At 72.6% G+C, this 19,437-nt stretch carries 17 protein-coding genes; 5 read left to right on the plus strand and 12 right to left on the minus strand.

The genetic code is table 11. The features are described 5' to 3' along the window. Window positions 1-12: 12 nt before the first annotated feature. The 3 genes from ACN261_RS27465 to ACN261_RS27475 all read right to left on the minus strand — a co-directional run bounded on the left by ACN261_RS27465 (window position 13) and on the right by ACN261_RS27475 (window position 2,700). On the minus strand, window positions 13-735 hold the full coding sequence (locus tag ACN261_RS27465; RefSeq protein WP_421482548.1) for a Phenylacetic acid catabolic protein: 723 nt from the start codon (window positions 733-735) through the stop codon (window positions 13-15). A gap of 161 nt (window positions 736-896) precedes the next feature. Next, window positions 897-2,459: a class I adenylate-forming enzyme family protein gene (locus ACN261_RS27470; protein WP_421482549.1), complete on the minus strand. Its 1,563-nt coding sequence runs from the start codon at window positions 2,457-2,459 to the stop codon at window positions 897-899. After that, entirely contained in the window at window positions 2,452-2,700 is a 249-nt protein-coding gene (locus ACN261_RS27475; RefSeq protein ID WP_204923103.1) for an acyl carrier protein, read from the minus strand. The genes ACN261_RS27470 and ACN261_RS27475 overlap by 8 nt, the downstream gene beginning before the upstream one ends. Before the next feature lie 205 nt (window positions 2,701-2,905). On the opposite strand from ACN261_RS27475, the gene ACN261_RS27480 reads away from it, so the two are divergent. Beyond that, a complete protein-coding gene (locus ACN261_RS27480; protein ID WP_425852901.1) occupies window positions 2,906-4,003 on the plus strand; it encodes a helix-turn-helix domain-containing protein in 1,098 nt (365 codons plus the stop codon). A 140-nt stretch (window positions 4,004-4,143) separates the two neighbouring features. Here the strand turns inward: ACN261_RS27480 and ACN261_RS27485 are convergent, their stop codons facing one another. From ACN261_RS27485 to ACN261_RS27495, 3 genes are all read right to left on the minus strand, one after another. Beyond that, window positions 4,144-8,409, minus strand: coding sequence for a family 43 glycosylhydrolase (locus tag ACN261_RS27485; protein ID WP_425852903.1), 4,266 nt, complete (start codon window positions 8,407-8,409; stop codon window positions 4,144-4,146). 138 nt (window positions 8,410-8,547) lie between these two features. Next, entirely contained in the window at window positions 8,548-8,838 is a 291-nt protein-coding gene (locus ACN261_RS27490; RefSeq protein WP_302744239.1) for a GNAT family N-acetyltransferase, read from the minus strand. Between the two features lie 107 nt (window positions 8,839-8,945). Further along, window positions 8,946-9,485, minus strand: coding sequence for a helix-turn-helix domain-containing protein (locus ACN261_RS27495; protein ID WP_425852906.1), 540 nt, complete (start codon window positions 9,483-9,485; stop codon window positions 8,946-8,948). A gap of 739 nt (window positions 9,486-10,224) precedes the next feature. On the opposite strand from ACN261_RS27495, the gene ACN261_RS27500 reads away from it, so the two are divergent. Then, complete coding sequence (locus ACN261_RS27500) at window positions 10,225-10,782, plus strand: GNAT family N-acetyltransferase (RefSeq protein ID WP_425852908.1); 558 nt, start codon at window positions 10,225-10,227, stop codon at window positions 10,780-10,782. Window positions 10,783-10,792: 10 nt separating this feature from the next. Here the strand turns inward: ACN261_RS27500 and ACN261_RS27505 are convergent, their stop codons facing one another. Together ACN261_RS27505 and ACN261_RS27510 are read right to left on the minus strand one after the other, a co-directional pair. Continuing rightward, window positions 10,793-11,398, minus strand: coding sequence for a YdeI/OmpD-associated family protein (locus ACN261_RS27505; protein WP_425852909.1), 606 nt, complete (start codon window positions 11,396-11,398; stop codon window positions 10,793-10,795). A 9-nt stretch (window positions 11,399-11,407) separates the two neighbouring features. After that, the gene (locus tag ACN261_RS27510; RefSeq protein WP_425852910.1) at window positions 11,408-11,992 is read right to left on the minus strand and encodes a TetR/AcrR family transcriptional regulator; all 585 of its coding nucleotides are present in this window, start codon (window positions 11,990-11,992) and stop codon (window positions 11,408-11,410) included. A 59-nt stretch (window positions 11,993-12,051) separates the two neighbouring features. On the opposite strand from ACN261_RS27510, the gene ACN261_RS27515 reads away from it, so the two are divergent. Then, window positions 12,052-12,792 (plus strand): SDR family oxidoreductase, encoded by a 741-nt coding sequence (locus tag ACN261_RS27515; RefSeq protein ID WP_421482557.1) that lies wholly within the window; start codon window positions 12,052-12,054, stop codon window positions 12,790-12,792. Between the two features lie 107 nt (window positions 12,793-12,899). On the opposite strand, the gene ACN261_RS27520 is transcribed toward ACN261_RS27515, so the two are convergent. From ACN261_RS27520 to ACN261_RS27535, 4 genes are all read right to left on the minus strand, one after another. Beyond that, window positions 12,900-14,015 (minus strand): MerR family transcriptional regulator, encoded by a 1,116-nt coding sequence (locus tag ACN261_RS27520; protein ID WP_425852912.1) that lies wholly within the window; start codon window positions 14,013-14,015, stop codon window positions 12,900-12,902. Window positions 14,016-14,121: 106 nt separating this feature from the next. Further along, window positions 14,122-15,843 (minus strand): cellulose binding domain-containing protein, encoded by a 1,722-nt coding sequence (locus ACN261_RS27525; protein ID WP_421482560.1) that lies wholly within the window; start codon window positions 15,841-15,843, stop codon window positions 14,122-14,124. Window positions 15,844-16,124: 281 nt separating this feature from the next. After that, window positions 16,125-16,709, minus strand: coding sequence for an NIPSNAP family protein (locus ACN261_RS27530; RefSeq protein ID WP_421482561.1), 585 nt, complete (start codon window positions 16,707-16,709; stop codon window positions 16,125-16,127). Continuing rightward, on the minus strand, window positions 16,706-17,131 hold the full coding sequence (locus ACN261_RS27535) for an Rrf2 family transcriptional regulator (RefSeq protein ID WP_425852915.1): 426 nt from the start codon (window positions 17,129-17,131) through the stop codon (window positions 16,706-16,708). The genes ACN261_RS27530 and ACN261_RS27535 overlap by 4 nt, the downstream gene beginning before the upstream one ends. A 257-nt stretch (window positions 17,132-17,388) precedes the next feature. On the opposite strand from ACN261_RS27535, the gene ACN261_RS27540 reads away from it, so the two are divergent. Beyond that, a complete protein-coding gene (locus ACN261_RS27540; protein ID WP_204923113.1) occupies window positions 17,389-17,688 on the plus strand; it encodes a hypothetical protein in 300 nt (99 codons plus the stop codon). Further along, window positions 17,688-19,334 (plus strand): amidase, encoded by a 1,647-nt coding sequence (locus ACN261_RS27545; RefSeq protein WP_421482563.1) that lies wholly within the window; start codon window positions 17,688-17,690, stop codon window positions 19,332-19,334. The genes ACN261_RS27540 and ACN261_RS27545 overlap by 1 nt, the downstream gene beginning before the upstream one ends. Window positions 19,335-19,437 lie beyond the last annotated feature (103 nt).

A 19,437-nucleotide genomic window follows, 5' to 3' on the forward strand; every position in this document is an offset into this window, starting at 1 on the left:
CGGGGCGTCCTCTCAGGTGGCCACGGCGGGGACGACGAGCCCCAGCGCGTGGATCCGGGGGATGACGGTGTTCTCCCACTGCTGCAACGCCTCACCGTTGGTGGTGCGCCGCAGGCCGTAGCGGACCGCCCGCTTGGACCGCTCGGACTCCGGGGTGCCGAACAGGTCGCGGAAGACCGGCCAGAGCCGGTCGAGCGCGGCCTGCAGCTGCTCGCGGCCCTCGTCGGTGGCGGCGAGGTTGCGGCAGACCCGGGCGCCGTGGGCGATGTGGATCTTCTCGTCCAGGATGATCGTCCGGACCGCGTCCGCCCACGGCTTGTAGCTGCCCTGGGCGAACTCCTTGATCATGATCAGGGCGCTCTCCTCGCCGATGTACGAGTAGATTCCCCGCTCGGCCCAGGTGGTGCACTGGTGCAGCCGCTTGTCGGCGAAGAGCCGACGCTCCTCGATGGACTGGGACTCCATGTGCGAGGTGTCGATGCCGATCTCGGCCAGCACCCGCTTGCCGATCTTGTAGTGGTCGTACTCCTCGGCGGCCCGTTCCGCGCACACCTGACGTTCCTCGGCGTTGGGCGCGAGCGGCAGGAACATCATGGTGTAGTCGTCTCCGCCGGAGAGTTCACCCTCCGTGTTGATCATGATCTGGCTGATCAGTGCCTTCTGGTATCCCCGGGGCATGCGCTTCAGCTCGTCGGGGGTACGTACCACCACTTCCTCGTCGTCAAAGATCTCCACCGGCATAACGCAGCTCGCCTCCTGTTGGCATTCACACCCGCAAATAACGGAAAAGGGGGCACCGACACTCCTGCGGTACGACGACGGACCCGCAGGTGCCCCCGGTGAACCGAATCTCCTGGCAGATCCCCCGTTCCTCCTCGTCCGTCACCGACGGTGACTCAGGTCAGGTTCGTGACCGCCAGCCGCCGCACGTCCGACCGCTGGATCTTGCCGAGCGGGGTACGCGGAAACCCGTCGACCCCGAGCTGCACCAAAGGGACGAACCGGCGCGGCACCTTGAACGCGCTGAGTTGCTTGAGCAACAGCGCGCGCCATTCGTCCTCCCGGGCGACCGCACCGGGCAGCAGGGTGTAGACCAGCACCAGTTCCACCCCGGTCACCGGGTGCGGCAGCGCGGCGACCACCGCGTCGGCGATCCCGTCGAGCTGCGGCACGACGTTCTCGATCTCGGCCGGATAGACGTTCTCGCCGCTGACGATGACCATGCTGTCCATCCGGTCCACGATGGTCAGCTCGCCACGGTCGTCGAGGTGGCCGAGGTCGCCGCTGCGCACCCAGCCGTCGACCAGCCGCCCGGCGGTGAGCTCCGGCGCGGCCTCGTACCTGGTGAAGATGCTCGGGCCGCTCAGCAGGACCTCGCCGCTCTCCCCCGGCGCGACGTCCCGCCCGTCTGCGTCGACGACCCGGACCCGGGCGAACGGCACCGGCAGGCCGGCGCTGCGCCGGTCCCCCGGCTGCCGGTCGCGGGGCTCCACCACGGTCAGCGAGGTCATCTCGGTCATCCCGTACACCTGGAACACCGGGATGCCGAAGGTGCTCTCGAACCGGTGGATCAGGTCGGGGCTGAGCGCCGAGCCGCCGGCGAGGACACCCTTGAGCCGGCTGTCGACCGGTCGCTGCGGCCGTTCGACCAGGTGCGCGAGGTAGGCGTTGACCACCAGGGTCCAGGTCGGGCGGTGCCGGTCCACGTAGTTCCAGAACCGGGCCAGCGCCACCTCCGAGCGGACGCAGACCGTCCGCCCCCCGGACCACAGCGGGGTCAGCGTGGGCAGGCCCTGCCCGCCGACGTGCAGCATCGGGATGACGTTGAGGAAGACGTCGTCGCGGCCCGCGTCGGCCCACCGCACCATCGCCAGCGAGTTCGCCAGCAGGGCCCGGTGGGACAGTACGACGCCCTTGGCCGCGCCGGTCGACCCCGAGGTGTAGACGATCTCGGCGTCGGCCGCCCCGCCGTCCGGGGGCGCGACCAGCTCCCCCCGGTAGGCGACGCCCCGGTCGAGGATCGCGGTGAGGAACCCCTCCGCGTCGTCCACGGCCAGCCAGCGCCGGCCCGGCGACGCCTTCGCGGCGGTCGACGACGGGCCGAGCACCAGCGCGACGTCGGCGTGGGCGAGCAGGGTGTCCAGTTCGGCCGGGCCGGACTTCGGGTTCAGCGGCACCAGCATCCGCCCGGCGGCGATGACGCCGAGGAACAGCAGCGCGGCCAGCGACGAGTTGTGCAGGACCACGGCCACCCGGCCACCCGGCGGCACCCGGTGCTCGTCGAGCAGCGCCGCGCAGCCCCGGGTGAAGGTCAGCACGTCGGTGAAGCTGATCTGGCGGCCACCGGGCTCCGCCGGGAGCAGGTACGGGTCGTCCCCGTAGGCCGCCGCGGCCTGGGTGACGAGGTCCAGCAGGTTCGCCGTGTCGGCGAGGTTCGGCTCGGCCAGCGGACTAGGCATGCGACTCGTCGCGGACGGCGGCGGATTCCACGACCGCGCAGAGCCGGTTGACCGTGGGAGTGTCGAAGATGACGTCCACCACGTCCACCCCGTACGCCGCCTCGACCCGGGTCACGATCTCCACCGCGCCCACCGAGTCCATGCCGAGTTCGACGAGGTCGTCGTCGGGGCCGACGGTGGGTCGGTGGAGGACTTCGGCGCAGATCGACGTCATGTTCTCGTGCAGATCGGTCGTGGTCACTGAAGCGGTTCCCCCCATGTCAGATCACCACACGGGCCACGGCAACGTTGCGGTAGCGGCCCCTTCCCCCAAGTCCGGGACTCGTCGGGACCATACTCAGTCCCGTCGTGAACCGTCCAGGGCAACCGTCCGAGCAATCGACCGTGACCGCTCCCACCATCGCGGTGCGCCATTAGTCCATGTCATATCCGGATAGGATCGTGGCATGGGGAAGGGGCGGCCGAAGGCCAGGCTGGTGCTCACCGACGAGGAACGGGAACAGCTCACCAGGGGGGCCCGCGCGGCCCACTCGACGCAGTCGTTCGCCATTCGCTGCCGAATCGTTTTGGCCTGCGCCGAGGGGGCCACGAATATCGAGGTCGCGACCCGGTTGAACGTTTCACCCGCGACGGTCGGGAAATGGCGTTCCCGGTTCGCCGCCGCGCGGCTGCCGGGGCTCGCCGACGACCCACGTGCCGGCCGGCCCCGCTCGGTCCGGCCCGAGCAGGTGGACCGGGTGGTGGCGGCCACCCTCGACGCCACGCCGGCCCCGGCCCGACGGTGGTCCCGGGCGTCGATGGCCGTCCACAGCGGACTGTCCGCGTCCACGGTCGGCCGGATCTGGCGTCGGTTCGACCTGCGCCCCCACCTCCAGGACGGCCTCACCCTGGCCACCGACCCGGGGTTCGTCGCCACGGTGGTGGCCCTGGTCGGGCTCTACCGCCAGCCCTCGGGGCAGACCCTGGCGCTGTGCGCCGTGCCCCGCGACGAGCTACCGACGACCGGCGACCCGGCCGGCCCCGCGCCGGCCCCGGACCGGCCACCGGCCGACGGGACGCCGCCGGCACACCGGCCGGTGATCGACCCGCGCCGGCCGGAGCAGCTCGTGGCCGCCGGCGAGGCCGCCCCGGACCGGCACCGGCGTGCCGGGGCGTACCGGCGGTTCCTGGTGGCGGTGGACAAGGCGGTGCCCGCCGATCTGGAGGTGCACCTGGTCGCCGACGATCCGACGCTGCACGACGCCCCGGTGGTCCGGGGCTGGTTGAGCCGACACCCCCGCTTCCGCCTGCACCTGCTGCCGGCGGGTGACGCCTGGGCCGGGCAGGTCCACCGCTGGTCGCGCCTGCTCGCCGACCGTGCTGCGGTGGCCGCCGGGCCGCCACCGGGCCACGCCGCAGGGCCGGGCGCCCGCAGCGCCGACGGCCCCGGGCCCGATGCCGGGGAGGCCGCCGGTCCGACGGCGGCGCGCTGGGTGGCCGGCGCGGAGGAGATCCGCCGGGCGCGGGCCCGACATCATGAACGGACTTCGGACGCATCGACATGAGTCGAATGACCGGCGGCCGGACACCCGTTCACCCCGTCTACCGGCATGTGAGATGACGGAGTCGCATCGTGCCCCGCCGGAACCCCGGGACGCGGACGCGCCGCCCGACCGTACGGTCGGGCGGCGCGTCCGGTCGCCGGCTACCGGAGGGCCGGCACCCGCAGCACGGCCACCTCGCCGACGTTGCCGGCCACGTCGACCGCGCGGTAGCGGACCCCGTGCGCCCGGTCGTCCAGTGGCACCGGCCCGGTCCAGGTTGTCCACTCCCCACCGTCGAGCCGGTACTCGACCCGGGCCACCCCGGAGTCGGCGTCCCGGCCGGTGACCACCAGCGCCCGGTCGACCAGGCTCGCCTCGGCGGTCGGGGCCACCCCGTCCACCTGCACCGACGTCGCCCAGGGTGTGCTCCAGAGCAGGTTGACCCCCTGGGCCCGGTACTCGATCGTGTGCCGGCCGGCGGGCAGCGCCACCGGCTCCCGGTACGGGAACCAGCCGCCCCCGTCGATCTGGTACTCGACCAGTCTGATCAACCCGCCGTGGGCCAGGGTGAGGGCGGCGTTCGCGCCGTACCAGCCGTCGGCGCCGGGGTCGGTGATCCGCAGTCGGGGCTGCCCGCCCCGGTAGCGCAGCGGCTCCACCCCGGTCAGGGTGGGCACCACCGGTTCGATGGTGCCGTCGTCGGCGAAGTACAGCCGGTCGATGGTGGTCTCCCGGTGGGTGCCGTCGCCGCCCGGGATGGCGAACCGGTGGTACGCCACGTACCAGTCGTCGGTGCCGGGCACCTGGACGATCGAGTGGTGGCCGGTGCCCAGGATGCCCTGGGCCGGGTCCTTGGTGAGGATCTCCCCCCGGCTGGTGAACGGCCCGAGCGGGCTGCTGCCCGTCCCGTAGCCGACCCGGTAGTTCTCGCTGCCGGTGTCGTCGATCGACCAGGACAGGTAGTACACCCCGTTGCGCTTGTGCATGAACAGGCCCTCGCGGAAACCGGTGAGCCCGGTCAGCCGGACCCGCCGGGCGACGTCGTAGGAGATCATGTCGTCGTTCAGCGGGACCACGTACGGGGTGCCGTTGCCCCAGTACAGGTAGCTCTTCCCGTCGTCGTCGGTGAACACCGCCGGGTCGATCTGCTGGGCGTTGCCGTAGTCGGCCTTGCTCACCAGGGGCCGGCCGAGCGGGTCGACGAACGGCCCGAGTGGCGAGTCGGCCACCGCGACGCCGATGTTCTGCTGGGCCGAGAAGTACAGGTAGTACTTCCCGTTCTTCTCGATCGCGGCCGGCGCCCAGGCGTTGGTGTCCGCCCAGCTGACGTCCGGGCCGAGGTCGAGGATGGTGTCGTGGCCGGTCCAGTCGACCAGGTTGCGGCTCGACCACACGGTGAACGTCGAGCTGCCCCAGCCGGGGAAGCCGTCGGTGGTGCCGTAGATGTAGTACGTGTCGCCGAACCGGACGATGTTCGGGTCGGCGTTGTACCCGGGCAGCACCGGGGTGTTCATCGGCACCGCCCGCACCGTCCAGGCCCGGCTGGCCCCGGCGGCGCTGGTGACGGTGACCGTCACCGGTCGGGTGTAGTTGCGCGGCCCGGCGGGCCTGACCGTCGAGGTGGGCGCGACCAGGTAGCGCGGGGCGAGGCTGGTCAGGTCGGTGCCCGGCCGGACCGGCAGGGTGATCGTGCCGCTGGCGGCGTCCACGATGGCCGGCACCCTGAGGCTGTCGAGTTCGACGGCGACGACGCTGGTGCCGTTGCTGCCCAACGCGGCCACCTCGGCGTCGCTGAGCGCCCGGTTGTAGAGGGAGAAGTCGCGGATGCGGCCCTTGAGGTAGCGGTCGCTGGCGTACTGGGAGCGGCCCAGGTAGTTGGCGGTGGTCCGGCCACCGCCGATGTCACCGGGCGCGACGGTCAGCCCGGTCTTCTCGGCCACCCGCACCCCGTCCAGGTAGATCCGCGCGGTGCCGGCCCGGTTCAGGGTGTACGTCAGGGTCTTCCACACCCCCCGGGGCAACGCCCGGCCGCCGGTGACGGTCTGCTCGCCGGTCCAGTTGCCCAGGCTGATCGAGGTCCGGTAGTCGTTGCCGGTGGTGAACAGGTAGCCGTTGCCGACGCCGCCTGCGTCGGTGTTGCCGAGCCCCCAGACGAAGTACGGGGTGGCCTGGTCGGCGGCGATGTTCACGTCCATCGACACGGTGATCTCGTCCAGCCCGGACATGATGTTGTCGGGCAGGTCGACGTGGCCGTTGGTGCCGCCGAGGGTGAGGCTGCCCGAGTCCCAGCGGGCGTCACCGGCCAGGGTGGCGTGGTGGCCGTTGCCGGAGTCGTCGGTGACCGTGCCCCCGCTGGCCTGGTCGAGCCGGTAGTGGGCCACCACCCCGTCGGCGTTGGCGTCCACCGGGGGTGGGGCGTCGGTCAGCGCGTCGAGTTCGGCGCGGGTGACCGGGATGACGGTGCCGTGCCGCGGGCTGGCCGGCAGCCGGTAGGACGCCGGCACCTTCCAGTTCGGCCTGGCCAGGTCGTCGGTGCCCAGCGGGATGTAACCCCGGCCGCCGTACTCGTCGACGAACAGGTAGTACCGCGAGCCGGAGGTGTCACCGGGGTTGGCCTTGAAGACGGTGGGTCCCTCCACGGCGGAGGTGCCGGCGTCGCGGCCGATGCACGAGTCGAGCATCGTCCACGACGGCCGGCCGGGCAGGTCGACGGCGGTCAGCGAGGGGGACCTCTCCTGGATGATGTCCGAGCAGCCGGTGCCGCCGCCGCCCTCGTCCTTGGTGAACCGGTAGTAGGTGTCGCCCTCACGGATCATCGTGGAGTCGATCCGCGACTCGCCCCGGTCCTGCCAGATCGTCGCCGGGCTGAACGTGACGAAGTCGCGGGTGGTGGCGGCCAGCATCCGGTTGTACGTGTTGCCGGTGTGGTCCGGGTCGTTCTCGGCGAACAGCTTCGAGGCCCAGAAGACCAGGTACTCACCGCGCTCGGCGTCCCAGTATGCCTCCGGCGCCCAGGTGTTGCCGGCGGTCGGCGGGGAGACCTCGACGTGCCGCTGCGCCGACCAGTTGACCAGGTCGGTGGACTCCCACACCTCCAGGTAACGGCTGCCCCGGCGCTGGGCGGCGTCCCAGTCGCCGTTGCGGCCGATCGACAGGTCGGTGGCGATCAGGAAGAACCGGTCCCCCTCCGGGCTGCGGATCAGGAACGGGTCGCGCAGGCCCAGGGTGCCGTGGGTCGACTCCAGTTTCGGCTGGCCGCCGTTGACCTCCGTCCACTGCAGGGCGTTGTTGCCCCGGCTGGCGGCGAAGTAGATCTTCTCCCCGGCGATCGAGTTGCCGGTGAAGTAGCTGAACGCGTAGCCGGCGTACGGTGCGGGGGCCGGCAGCTCGCGGACGGTCAGCGCGATGGTCCGCTCGACGGTGGCGGCACCGACGGTGACCGTGGCGGTGACCGGCACCGTCGTGTCGCCAGCGCCGTTCGCGGGACGACGCACGACGCCGTCGGCGGCGACCACCTCCGGTCGGGCCGAGCGCCAGCGGACCGTCGCGTCGTACCGGCCGGTGGCGGGCATGGTCAGGTTGCCACGGACGTCGTCGGCGTGCACCAGGGTCAGGGCGGCGGCGGCCGCCTCGGCCCGGGTCTGGTCGGACTCACCGGGTTGCGCGACCACCGCGACCTCGGCGGCGGTGAGGGCGCGGTCGTAGATCCGGAAGTTCGCCACCCGTCCCTTGAGGAACCGGTCGGTGGCGTAGTTCGACCGGCCCAGGTTGTTGACGGTGGTGACGCCGTTGCCGACCGCGCCGGGTTCCACGGTGACGGCGGTGTTGCGGGCCACCTGCACGCCGTCGGCGTAGAGGGTCCCGGTGGTGCCGGTCTGGGTGTAGACGACCGACTTCCACACGCCCCGGGCCAGGTTGCCGCCGGTGCCGGTGACCTTCTCGCCGGCCCAGTTGGTGGTGGTGATGCCGGCGCGGAAGGAGTCGCCGCTGGCGAAGAGGTAGCCGGTGCCGGCGGCGGAGGTGGCCGGGTTGCCCAGGCCCCAGAGGAAGTACGGGGTCTGCTGTGCCGGGTCGACCATGACGTCCAGGGCCACGGTGAGCGAGGAGCGACCGGCCAGCAGGTTGTCGGGCAGTTCGACGTGGTCGTCGACGCCGTCGAGCAGCAGTCCGTCGGTGCCGGTCCAGGTGCCGCCGCCGACCAGGGTGCCGTCGTTGCCGCGGCCGGAGGTGTCGACGACGGTGGTGCCGGTGCGCTGGTCGAGGTCGTAGCGCAGGAGCAGACCGTCGGTGACGTCGTCGGCGGCGGCCGGGGCCGCGGTGGCGGGGGCCAGCGCGGCGAGGAGGGTGAGCACGGTGGCGGCGACGACCGTGCGGGTGCGGCGGGGGGTGGGGGTGGGGTGGTGGTTACGGGGAACTGCTGAGGGCATGGGGGGATTCCTCGGCGTCATGTGAGCGTTAACAGGCTGGAATTGTCAACGCAACAATCAGACCCCGTCAAGGATGCGCCGCCCGCCGATGCGCTGCGCACCCGCCCGCTCACCACCCGGGAGCCCGGCGGCCCCGGGCTACTTGATCCGGCGGGTGGAGCGGGCCACGATGTCCGCGTACTCCGGGTGCCGGCCCAGCCAGTCGGCGAGGAACGGGCAGATCGGCACCACCGTACGGCCCCGGGCGCGGGCGTCGTCCATGACCGCGCGGGCCAGCGTCGAGCCGACACCCCGCCCCTCGAACGCCGGGTCGACCTCGGTGTGCGTGTAGGCGATGATGGCACCGGTCAACTGGTAGGTGACCAGTCCGGCCAGCGCCCCGGTCTCGTCGCGCGCCTCGAACCGCTCCCGGTCCGGCGCGTCTGTCACGGTGAACTCCACCGGATCATCCAAACACGCCCGACCGCCACCGACCCCGCCGGGCGAGCAGCTCACCGGGCCGGGCCGACGCACGGCGGCGGTCGACCAGGCCCCGGTCAGCCCCGCAGGGTACGGCTGGGCGGCTGACCGTAGGCGGCGCGGTAGTCGGTGGCGAACCGCTTCGCGTCGACGAAGCCCCACCGGGCGGCGATCGCCGCGACCGTGTCCCCCGCCGTCGGGTCACCGTCGCGCAGGTCCCGGTGGGCGCGGTCCAGCCGGGCCCGCCGGGCGAACCGGGCCGGGGTGGTGCCCTGGTGCCGGCGGAAGGCGTACTGCAGGCCCCGGGGGGACACCCCGGCAGCCTCGGCCAGCTCCGCCAGTGACACGTAGCGGTCGAGGTGGGCCTCCACGTGGTCCATCGCGCGACGGACCACCGACGGCGCGACGACGCCCGGCCCCCGCCGCTGAAGCGGCACGGGGATGCTCGGGAAGTCCGCCAGCGCCGCCGCCGCCAGCAGGTGCCGGACCTGCCCGACGATCAGCGGGTTGGTCGCCAGGTCGACGTCGGCCAGCACCACCTGCCGCACGTACGCCAGCGTCCCCAGCCAGTGCCGTTGCAGCCCGGCCGAGACCGGGCGGACGCCCTCGAAACGCACCCGCCGGCCCCCGCCGTGCCGGGACCGGGCGACCTCGTCGACCAGCGCCGTGGGGATTCCGACGGTGAACGACGGCGTCGCACGTCACCTCGACCCTGCGGTCCACCGGCAGGACGACCACCCCGCCGACCGCGACCCGGTCGACCGTCCGGCGGTCGGTCACCGCGAGTCGGCCACGACGCAGGTGGACGATGTTGACCAGGTCCTCCCGTACGCCGTCCGTGCGGATGTGCGCCGAGCACCGCAGACCATGCACGGCGACACCGCCGAGCGTGACACCCGTGCCGCGCAGCTCGACCCCCGCCGGTCCGGGTGCGGACAGCACGATGTCGATGTCGGCGAAGGTGGCCCGGAAGAAGGCGCACACCTCGTCGGGGTCGGTCATGGTGTACCGCTGCCAGGGCGGTGGCTGCACCCTGACCTCGGGATCGGCGTCGATGGCGGGTCCTGCCGCCGGCCGCCGGCGAAGCGGCGGCCGATAGCCCGCCATCCGGTGCCTCCCGTGATCACGCCGCCCGGCTGGGCACCGACCGGCGGATGTATGACAATGCCGCACTATAGGGGGAATGCACACCCCCGGGTCCGGTGTCCCACATCTCCCGCGTCCGCGCCACCGTGGCGGTCGCGATCCGCGAACCGGGGTGGTCAGAGGCGAAAGACCAGCGGGTGCGAGCGTCCACCGGCGGCGGGGCCGTCGACGGCGGCGGGCGACGTCCGGGATGGGTTAGAGTCCGGCCGCATGGACGGCACCACGCTGCGTACGCCCCGCCTGAGCCTGCGCCCGGTGGGTGACGGCGACGTCGACCGCATCCTCGAATACCGCAACCTGCCCGAGGTGACGTACTGGCTGCTGCGGACCGAGGTGGAGCCGGCGGCGTTCCGGGCGGCCTGGCGGCGCGCCGCCGACGACCCCGACGACCACAGCCGGGCGGTCGTCCTGGACGGCCTGGTGATCGGCACGGTCTCGCTCGACGTGCTGGACGGGATGGGCCAGCCGGGTATGCCGACCCGCACCGAGGCCCAGCTCGGCTACATCTTCGACCCGGCCCACGGCGGCCGGGGCTTTGCCACCGAGGCGGTCACCGCGATGGTGGGGTACGCGTTCACCCGGTTGGGCGTCCGCCGGATCACCGCCGGGTGCTTCGCCGACAACCTCGCCTCGGTACGGGTGCTGGAGAAGGTCGGCATGCGTCGCGAGCAGCACGGCGTCGGCGACTCGTGGCACGCCGAACGGGGCTGGGTGGACGGCTACACCTACGCCCTGTGCGCCGACGCCTGGCCCGCGCCACCCCGGTAGGCGCGTCGGGTCACGGGGCCTGTGGTGGCCGGGCCCGCTGCGGGTGGGGCGTCTCGTGGCGGGCCAGCATGGCGACGAACTCGGCGATCTTCCGTTCCCGGGTCTGCGCCCGTTTCACCGCGTTGAGCCGGTGCACGAGCGCGAACAGGTTGGTCCGGGTGAGCACGTCGAACATGGCCTGCGCGGCGGGGTCGGCGGCGACCGCGGCGAGCAGGTCGGCGGGCACCTCGACCTCCGACGGCGGGGCGTAGGCCGCGGCCCACCGTCCGTCCGCCTTGGCGGCCTCCACCGCGGCCCGTCCCGGGGGCTGCATCCGGCCCTGTTCCTCCAGCCGGGCCACGTGGGCGACGTTGCGTTGCGACCAGATGCTGCGCGCCCGGCGGGGGGTGAACCTGATCCAGGAACTCTCCTGGTCCCGCTTGCGGGCCTGCCCGTCGATCCAGCCGAAGCACAACCCCTCGTCGACCGCCTGCTGCCAGGTCAGGGTGGTGACCGTGCCGCCCTTGCGGGTCAGGGCGAGCCAGACGCCTGGTGAGGTGTCGTGGTGGGCCGACAGCCAGGCGCGCAGCGCGTCCGCGTCGGGGACGACCAACTCGTCGAGTTCGGCGCTGACCATGACGGCAGGCTAACCGCTACCGGTGACAATCCGGTCGGGGGCGCGGAGGCCGTCGACGAGGACGGCCAGCAGGCGCGGCCCCCGTCTGTCCAGCTCGGTGTCGTCCAGTCGGGAGAGCCAACCGATCAGGACGATGACGTCCCGGGCCTCGACGTCGGCGCGGATGCTGCCGGCCGAGCGGCCGGCGGCGAGCAGCAGTTCCACCGCATCGCCGATCGGGCCGAGACTGTGCGCGGCGAGGTCACGCCAGGTCGCCGCCTCGACGGCGGCGAACACGTCCCGCTTGACCCGGGCGTAGGCGGCCACCCGGTCGAACCAGGCCGCCAACGCCGCCACCGGCGGGTGGGTGGCCAGCAGTTGCGGGGCCGCCGCGACCAGGTCGTCGACCTCGTGGCGGTACACCTCGACGAGCAGGTCCTCCCGGGTGGGAAAGTGCCGGTACAGGGTGCCCTGCCCGATGCCGCAGGCCTTCGCCACCGCGTTGAGCTTCAGCTCGCCCGGTTCGTGCACCAGGTCGCGGGCCGCGCGGAGGATGCGTTCGCGGTTGCGCCGCGCGTCGGCGCGAAACGCCGCGCCCTTGACAGAAGCGGACACGTGTCCGCTAGGCTCGTCGGGATAACCGGACATGTGTCCACTCTACCCCGAGGAGCACCATGACCATCCCCGGAAAGGTCGTCGCGATCACCGGCGCCAGCAGCGGCATCGGCGCGGCGACCGCCCGCCACCTCGCCGCGCTCGGCGCGTCGGTCGTCCTCGGTGCCCGGCGCACCGACCGGCTCGACCGCCTGGTCGCCGAGATCGAGGCCGCGGGCGGCACGGCGGTCGCCACCCGGGTGGACGTCACCGCCCCGGACGACCTGCGGTCCCTGGTCGCCCTCGCGGTGGAACGTTTCGGCCGGCTGGACGTCCTGGTGGGCAACGCCGGGATCAGCAGGATCAGCACCGTCGCCGAGCTGGACGTCGAGGGCTGGTCGGCGATGGTCGACGTGAACGTCAAGGGCGTCCTGCACGGGATCGCCGCCGCCCTGCCCGTCTTCACCCGCCAGGGCGGCGGCCACCTCGTCACGGTCGTCTCGACCGCCGGCCTGAAGATCGTTCCCACCCAGGCGGTGTACGCCGGGACGAAGAACGCGGTGCGCACCCTGCTGGAGGGCCTGCGGCAGGAGAGCACCAGCGGAGCGCTGCGGACGACCTCGATCTCCCCCGGTTACGTCCGCACCGAGTTCGTCGACCGGGCGATCGACGACCCCACGGTACGCGGGGAGGTGCAGCAGACCATGGCCGAGATCGGACTCGACCCCGGCGCGGTCGCCCGCGCGATCGCCTTCGCCGTCGACCAACCCGACGACGTCGAGATCGGCGACCTGACCATCCGACCGACCCGCCAGGGCTGACCGTGGCGGCGGCCCGGCCGGTCCGGTCATCCGGCGGAGCTCCCGGCCCTGCCCACGTCGGCCCTGCCCACGTCGGCCCCGTCACGGAGCGACCCCGGCCGGGCTGTTCAGGCCACCAGCAGGCGCAGGCCCAGCTCCGCGGTGTCGCGACCCAGCAGGTCCCCGTTGCGTTGCGTCCACCGGCCCGACGCCAGGTCCTCCCGGAGCATCCCGACGGCCCGCCGTTCGGCCTGCGGCCCGACCCGGGTCCACACCGACACCGCGCGCCGCACCCGCTCGTCCAGGTACGCCTCAGGCCGTCGCCAGTACGCCTCGAACAGGCCGTCGGCGCAGTCCCACGGGACGTCCACCGGCTCGGCACGCCCACCGATCGCGGCGGTCAGCTCGCCCAGCGGGGGCCAGTCGACCAGCAGGCCGGCGAACTCCGGCAGGTAGTCGCGGGTCAGCCAGAACCGCTCCCGCCAGCCGGTGCCGTCGGCGTCGTAGGTGAACACCACCACCCGCCGGGCCACCCGGCGCATCTCCCGCAGCCCGGCGACCGGGTCCGGCCAGTGGTGCACGGTGCTGACCGCCATCGCCGCGTCGAAGGACCCGTCGGCGAACGGCAGGTCCCCCGCGGCGGCGGCCACGCACGGCGCGGCGTCGGCCGGACGCAGCGCCCGCATCACCGCCGACGGCTCCACCGCCGTCACCGCACGGTCGCCGGGTTCGTAGGAGCCGGTGCCGGCCCCGACGTTGAGCACGGTCCGGGCGTCGCCCAACGCCGCCCAGATGCGGGCGGCGATCCGGGAGTCGGTGCGCCGGGTCGCCGGGTAGGCGCTGCCGATGGTGTCGTACAACCGGCCGCCGAAGACCCGTAGCTGCTCCTCCGGGGTGGTGGCGATCCCCAGCGCCCGCGCCTGCAGCTCCCGGTCGATCGCCGCGACCAGGGCGGCGGCCCGGTCGCGCTGGTCGGTCAGCAGGCCGCGCAGCCGGCACAGGTGCGCGACGGGGTCGGTCGCCGGATCGTCCACCAGGTCCGCGATCTGCCGGAGTCCGAACCCGAGTCGCCGGTAGCCGAGCACCTCGCGCAGCCGCCGTACGTCGGCGGGCGCGTAGGCGCGGTGCCCCGCCGCCGTCCGCGCGGACGGCGTCAGCAGGCCGATCTCGTCGTAGTGGTGCAGCGTCCGGACGGTGACCCCGGCCAGTTCCGCCACCCGTCCCACGGTCAGGTGTTCGTCCACGGCACCGACTATCTGCCCTCACGCCGCGTGAGGAGCAAGCACCCGCAACGGGTACGGCCGCCGCGGTGTCCGCGGCGGCCGTACGGAGGTCGCTCCGGTCGACCGGTCAGGCGACCGTGCAGGGGATGCCGTTGAGGGTGAAGGCGGTCGGTTTGGCGGTGTTGCCGGTGTGGCTGGCCTGGAAGCCGATCTCGACGGTGGCGCCGGGGGCGATCGTGCCGTTGTAGCTGACGTTGCGGGCGCTCACCTGGCCGCTGGTGGGCGAAATGGTGGCGCTCCAGGCCGACGTGATGGACTGGCCCGACGGCAGGGTGAACACCAACGTCCAGCCGTCGATCGTCGAGGTGCCGGTGTTGGTGATGCTGATGCTGGCGGTGAAGCCGGAGTCCCAGCTGTTCATGGTGTAGCCGACCCGGGGTCCGCTGCCGCCCGCCGTGGGGGTGGGGGTGGGGGTGGGGGTGGGCGTCGGGGTCGGGGTCGGGGTGCCCGTGGGCGTCACGGTCGGGGTGGGGGTCGGCGTCGTGCCGTTGACACTGGTCACGAACGTCATCACGCTGCGCGCGGGCAGGTTGACGGTCAGCGAACCGTTGGACATGGTCAGCGCGCTCTGCGGGGCGACGTTGCGGCTGCCGTCGGTCAGCCAGTTCTGCACGCTGCCCGACGCGGTGGCGCCGGAGAGGGTGAACTGCTGGCTCACCGCCGAGGTGTTCTTGTTGACCGCGACGATGACCACGGTGTTGCCACCCCGGTAGGCCGAGACGTAGACGTTCGACGCCGGGTTGGCCGTGGCGTCGACGCGGACGTACCCGGGCCGCACGAACCGGGCGTACTGGGCCATGATCGCGCCCCGCTTGCTGATCTGGCCGTCCTCGCGCATGGGGCCGTAGCTGCGCCGCAGGTACCACCAGACGTACGTCTGGAACTCGGCGTCGACCATGGACCGGTGGATGTGCTCGCCGACGTCGAGCGCCTCCGGCCAGGCGTCACCCGAGTTCGCGTTGCTGTTCGGGTAGTAGACCTCGGTCATCCACAGTTCCTTGCCCGCCCCCTTCTGCTTGAACAGCGGGTACGGGAAGTTCGAGTACGAGGTGCCGTAGAGGTGGGCTCCGATGATGTCGACGTTGGCCAGCGCGGTGGCGTCGTTGAGGATCGGGTCCGACATCGACTTGACGTACTGGAACGATTCCGGCGCCATCACCCGGGTGCTGATCACCCCGGAGTTCTCCTTGAGGAACTTGATGATCTCGCCGGAGGTCCACCACGTCCAGTCGTGGGCGTAGTCGGGCTCGTTCTGCACGGAGATCGCGTAGAGGTTCACCCCGTTGTTGCGCATGTACACGGTGAAGTCGTTCAGGTACTGGGCGTACGCGGCGTAGGAGCTGGCGCGCAGGCGCTTGGCGTTGGTCTGGCTGCCCCGGGTGAACGTCTCGATCATGCTGGCCGGGGGGTTCCACGGCGAGGCGAAGACGGTCACCCCGAGTTCGGCCGCACGCTTGGCCGTGGCCAGGTCACGACTCCAGTCCGCCTGGCTCTCGCCGACCGGGATGCGCAGCACGGAGAAGCCGAGCCGGCCCTCACCGGTGCCGAACGCCGTCTCCCGCTGGGCGGCGGTCAGGTCGCCGATCCAGCCGGCGTGGGTCATCGCGCCGTAGCCCTTGATCGTCTGCCGGGACGCCGACAGGTTGATGCTGGCCGGGGCGGCCGAGGCCCCCGTGGCCCCCAGGGCCGCGGTGGCCGCCGCGACGGGCACGGCCCCGATCGTGGTCAGGACAGCCCTGCGGCTCAGCCGCCGTCGGCCGCTCTCCGGTTCGCTCTGCTCGTGCGTCATGCCTCGTCCTCCTGGGTGATGGTGGTGGTACGCGCTTCCCCGGTGACCTGGGCCCGGACGGCACCGGCCTGCTGTGTCGCCGGGAGGGTTCGACCATGACCCGACACCGACGAGCAAGTCTCAATCGATTTACGTCATTGTTAACGTTAACCGAGTGGACTCTAGTTTTCACCCCCTGCGGGGTCAAGAACATGTCGGCCGACATGGCCGCTGACCTGCGTGGATCAGAACAGCGGCACCGACGGACCGGCCGGTGCGGTATCGATCGTCGCCGTTGAGAGTCAGTACAGGCGGGAGCGGCGGGTGGGACCGAGGCGGTGCCGCTCGGTCCGCGTCACCCCGGAGGGGACTTCCACCCGCAGCGGTTCGCGGGTCAGCCACACCAGCACGTGCACGTTCTCGCGGACCGGGAGCCGGGGATAGTCGTTCGGAGCGTACTCGGTCCCCAGCACGGCCAGGGTGTCCGGCGGGACCCGGACGGGGTCGGGGAGCGGGCCGGCCCCGTGCCAGATCGTCACGTACAGAAGGGATCCGGGGTCGGCGGTGTCGCGGTCGTACGTCGGCACCGCGACGATCTCCCGGAGCAGCAGCACGTCGTCCGAGTCGAGCATGGTCGCGTTCGCGGCCGGCCCGTGCCGGGCCCACACCGGGCCGGAGTAGAAGGCCGCCAGGCCCCTGCGGCGCGCGGACATGTCGGTGAAGCCCCGCAACCACACGAACCGGTCGGGACGGTCGAGGTCACGGAACTGGCCCAGCACGGCCATCCCCTGCTCCTCCTGGGTTTCCACGAACTCGCGGTCGAACAGCTCGACCAGTTCGTCGCGGCGCCCCGCACGCAGCGTGTAGCAGCGCAGTTCGACGATCACCACAGGATCCTCTCCAGGACGTCGGCGACGGTCCAGCGGGCCAGCGACTCCCGGAACGAGTCGGTCGCCTCGCCGTACAGGTCGGTGAGGACGGGGCGGATTCCGCGTCCCACCGGGCACTCCAGGTTGGGCACGCCGGGATGCAGGGCGAGCAGCGGCTCCGGCGAGACGGCGAGCCAGACGTCCGACAACGTGATCTCCGCCGCCGGCCGCCCGAGGGAGAAGCCCGCGCCGTTGCCGCGACGGGCCGTCACCAGGCCAGCCCGGTGCAGGTCACCGAGGCTGCGCCGGACGATGACGGCGTTCGTGTTGATGCTCGCCGCCACCTCCTCGGAGGTGAGCACCAGCCGGCCGCGACGCCTGGCCAGTTCCAGCCAAGCCAGGGCGTGGGCCGCGATCGTCACCCTGCTGTTCGCCGCCACCGGGACAGTCTCACCGATCGACCCACCAGAAGCAACAATTTCTATTACGTCCCATCGCCCACGCCCGACGGGCGCGACGCCGGACGGCGGCGCCGCGTCCCGGTCCGTCGACCGTGGACCGCGATCGGCGCACATCGGGAGGCCCCGTATCACGGCATTGACCTGCGTGGCTTCACGATGCCGAGATCAACATGTCACGTCCGTGACACGATCCGGCTCGACAGTGGGGCATCGTCGCCCACCCCTCAAGGAGCGTCATGGCCCCCACCCCACCGACCGACGCGGAACTGGACGTCCTCATCCGCGCCCGGCTCGCGTCGCTCGGCATCGACCTCGACCAGCTTCCCCCCGGAACCACCGCCGACCCGCAGACCGGCTCCCCCGGCCGGGACTCCGTGCTGGCCTCGCTGCGCTCCTTCGTCCGCGGCACCGTCGGCACCCTCGCCGCCTATCAGCCGCCCGCCCCGGCCGGCACCGACCCCGCCGTGGCCATGGCGCTGTCCCAGCAGCCCGCGCCGATGCTCTACCCCTCGATCAGCACGGAATGGCGGAAGTGATGAGCACAGCACCTGCCGACCGCGGCGTCGACCGTCGCGCCTTCCTCGCCCGGACCGCCGCGCTGGCCACCGCCTCGGCGGTCGGTGGCGTCGTCGGGCTGCCCGCCGTCGCCTCGGCGGCCGGCGTCAGCCGCGCGGCGGTCGCCCCGCCCGGCCGCTACAACCCGGCGCTGGCCGTGCCGAACGCCTACGTCAAGCCGCGCCCGGAGGCGGTGGCCGACCCGACCGAACTGACCGTCGCCGAGGCCGCCTGGCTCATCCGGGCCGGGAAACTCACCCCGGAGAAGCTGGTCGAGGCGTACCTGGCCCGGATCAGCCGCTACGAGACGACCTACCAGGCGTTCAACCTGGTGCTCGCCGAGCAGGCGGTCAAGGCGGCCCGCGCGATGGCCCGCAAGCCGCACCGGGGCGCGCTGCACGGCATCCCGTTGGCCATCAAGGACAACTACTACACCGCCGGGGTGCCGACCACCGCCAGCTCCTACCTGTTCGCCGACTTCCGGCCCCCCTACGACGCCACGGCGGTGACCCGGCTGGTCACCGGCGGCGGGGCGATCGTGCTGGGCAAGACCCAGATGGGCCCGCTGGCCACCACCCGGGCCACCACCCCCGCCGGGGTGGTCACCACGGTCAACGCCTGGACCCCCACCAACCCGGCCACCGACCCGGGCGGGTCGTCCACGGGCACCGCCACCGCCGTGGCCGGACGGCTCGCCGCCTGCGGCACCGGCACCCAGACCGGCGGCTCGATCACCGCGCCGTCCAACGCGCAGAACCTCACCGGGCTCAAGCCGACCATGGGACGGGTGTCGCTGCACGGGATCATCCCGCTCAGCTACACCCGCGACCACCCCGGCCCGCTGGCCCGCGACGCCAAGGACGCGGCCATCATGCTCACCGCGATGGCCGGTGAGGACCCGGCCGACCCGCGCAGCCAGGGCCTGCCCGCGGTGCCCAAGCTGATCGACGCGGCCACCCCCACCTACCAGGGCGGCAAGCTCAAGCTGCGGTGGAAGACCCGGATCGGGGTGCTGCCCGGCTTCACCGCCGGCACCTCGGAGACCGCGCTGGCCCGGCAGGCGTACCTGGCGAAACTCGCCGCGATCACCGGCGCGACCATCGTCGACGTGCCGCTGCCCGACGAGTGGGACCTGCTCACCGGCAGCGCGTTCAACAACGTACGGCTGCCCGAGCGCACCGAGCCCTTCCTGCCCTACCTGCGTACCGACCTGCGGGGTTTCGGGGTGTCGGTGACCGGCTGGTTGCAGGGGGCGCTGCTGGGCGGCGGCGAGTTCATCACCGGTCAGCGGGCCAAGCTGCTGCTGATGGAGCGGGTGCTGGACCAGCTCTTCGCGCACTGCGACGTGGTGGTGCAGACCGGCCCTGTGCCGTTCGACATCCTCGGCCTGCCCGAGATCGGCTTCCCGATCGGTTTCACCGGCGCGGGCCTGCCGATCGGCACCATCCTCGGTGGCCTGCCGTACGGCGAGGACCGGTTGTTGTCGGTGGTCGCCGCCTACCAGGCGGTCACCGACTGGCACCTGCGCCGGCCGGTCGACCCGCCGACCACCCCCGCGACGGGGCGCAGCGTGGCCCCGGCCGGGCTGCGGCTCACCGCCGACGAGGTGGCCCGGCTCAGCCAGTGACCGTCAGGTCGTCCGCCCGCCGGCCCGGTGGCGGGCGGACGACACCGGCGGCGGACCACAGCCGGCGGGCGGACGACACCGGCGGCGGACCACAGCCGGCGGG

This window comes from Micromonospora sp. WMMD723, assembly GCF_049863385.1.
In the GTDB taxonomy this organism is placed as follows: Bacteria; Actinomycetota; Actinomycetes; order Mycobacteriales; family Micromonosporaceae; genus Micromonospora; species Micromonospora wenchangensis.

What these genes read in the sequence shown, in the direction of transcription:
- ACN261_RS27540 (WP_204923113.1), top strand. Translation starts at nt 17,389, where the DNA reads ATGGCCCCCACCCCACCGACCGACGCGGAACTGGACGTCCTCATCCGC.
- ACN261_RS27470 (WP_421482549.1), bottom strand. Translation starts at nt 2,459, where the DNA reads ATGCCTAGTCCGCTGGCCGAGCCGAACCTCGCCGACACGGCGAACCTG.
- ACN261_RS27505 (WP_425852909.1), bottom strand. Translation starts at nt 11,398, where the DNA reads ATGGTCAGCGCCGAACTCGACGAGTTGGTCGTCCCCGACGCGGACGCG.
- ACN261_RS27515 (WP_421482557.1), top strand. Translation starts at nt 12,052, where the DNA reads ATGACCATCCCCGGAAAGGTCGTCGCGATCACCGGCGCCAGCAGCGGC.
- ACN261_RS27485 (WP_425852903.1), bottom strand. Translation starts at nt 8,409, where the DNA reads ATGCCCTCAGCAGTTCCCCGTAACCACCACCCCACCCCCACCCCCCGC.
- ACN261_RS27525 (WP_421482560.1), bottom strand. Translation starts at nt 15,843, where the DNA reads ATGACGCACGAGCAGAGCGAACCGGAGAGCGGCCGACGGCGGCTGAGC.
- ACN261_RS27500 (WP_425852908.1), top strand. Translation starts at nt 10,225, where the DNA reads ATGGACGGCACCACGCTGCGTACGCCCCGCCTGAGCCTGCGCCCGGTG.
- ACN261_RS27545 (WP_421482563.1), top strand. Translation starts at nt 17,688, where the DNA reads ATGAGCACAGCACCTGCCGACCGCGGCGTCGACCGTCGCGCCTTCCTC.
- ACN261_RS27480 (WP_425852901.1), top strand. Translation starts at nt 2,906, where the DNA reads ATGGGGAAGGGGCGGCCGAAGGCCAGGCTGGTGCTCACCGACGAGGAA.